At 67.7% G+C, this 1,160-nt stretch carries 1 protein-coding gene; it reads right to left on the minus strand.

What is annotated here, in order from left to right; all coding sequences use genetic code 11:
* Window positions 1-115 precede the first annotated feature (115 nt).
* A partial coding sequence (locus ACFWPJ_RS33420) for an alpha/beta fold hydrolase (RefSeq protein WP_378857607.1) occupies window positions 116-1,160 on the minus strand: 1,045 nt, incomplete at its 5' end.

The raw sequence follows: 1,160 nt of genomic DNA on the forward strand, positions 1-1,160 counted from the left end.
AGAGCCCCGCCATGTGCCCGCCTTGTGCCCACCAGACCCGCGATCACGGCCCTGGCGCCCTGTCCTATTCGGGCACAACGACCGGGTGCGCATGCTGCCAACCCGGTCGTTGTTCCTAGCTCTCGAGCCAATCCTCGATCGCTTCGGCGACATCCGCTGAGCCGTCCTCCAGGATCGTGATGTGGTCAGCCTGTACCGAAACAACGGTATGCGCCGGATCCCACGGTTCGGCCTGCCAGTTCACGTGATCCGATGAGCTCCCCAGGAAGTTCTGGGCGCACTGGATGAACAACGTCGGCGTGGCGACGGAGCCGGGCACCATCTCCTTCAGGAGCTGCACATACCGGCCCATGCCGGTCAGCCGGGCCTGGTCGAAGCGACCGAACGTAGCCTGCGCCGACACCATATGTTCGGCCATCGCCCGAAGCAGCCATTCACCATCGTCGTTCACCTTGTAGGTGTCCACCATGACTACCGCGGCGGGCGCGGGGCCACCAGCCGCTTCCAGGTGCTCGGTGACGAGGTAGGCCAACAGGCCGCCCGAGGAGTATCCGACCAGAACGAACGGATCTCCCTGCGCCGCCTCGAGGACGGAGCGCGCCACTGCTTCCGCGGCCGCCGTGGGCGTCGTCGGCACCGGCTCTCCCGTCCGGCAACCGATCGGCGGCAGCGCCACAACGTCACGGGCAGTTCGCAAGTGCGAGGTGATCCGGGCGTACTGATGTGCGCCGCCGGTGGCCAGCGGCGGAGCGAGGCAGATGATGCGGGGCAGGGTGGAGCCCGTGGCGAGCCGGGTGGGCACCGGCAGCCGGTCCAGTTCGTCGGCCGACGAGAACTGCTCGCGCAACTCCGCCGCCGCACGCAACAGAGCGAACCCCTTGTCGGCGTGGCCGGACGCTACCGCGCCACGGAACATCCCGTACAACGAGTCGTCGTCGCCACCGGCCTCCGCACCCCCTCGGGAGTCACCCGCGAGCTCCTTCCGCAGGTATCGGGCCAGTGCCGCCGGCGTCTTGTGATCGAAGATCGCGGCAGTCGGCAGCGTCAGGCCGGTGGAAGCGTTGAGGACGGTTCGCAACTCCATGGCGGCCAGTGAGTCGAATCCGGATTCGAGGAAGTCTCGCTCCGGGTCGAGTGCCTCAGCGCTCTCATGTCCCAGC

Source organism: Nocardia sp. NPDC058497 (assembly GCF_042720195.1).
GTDB lineage: Bacteria > Actinomycetota > Actinomycetes > Mycobacteriales > Mycobacteriaceae > Nocardia.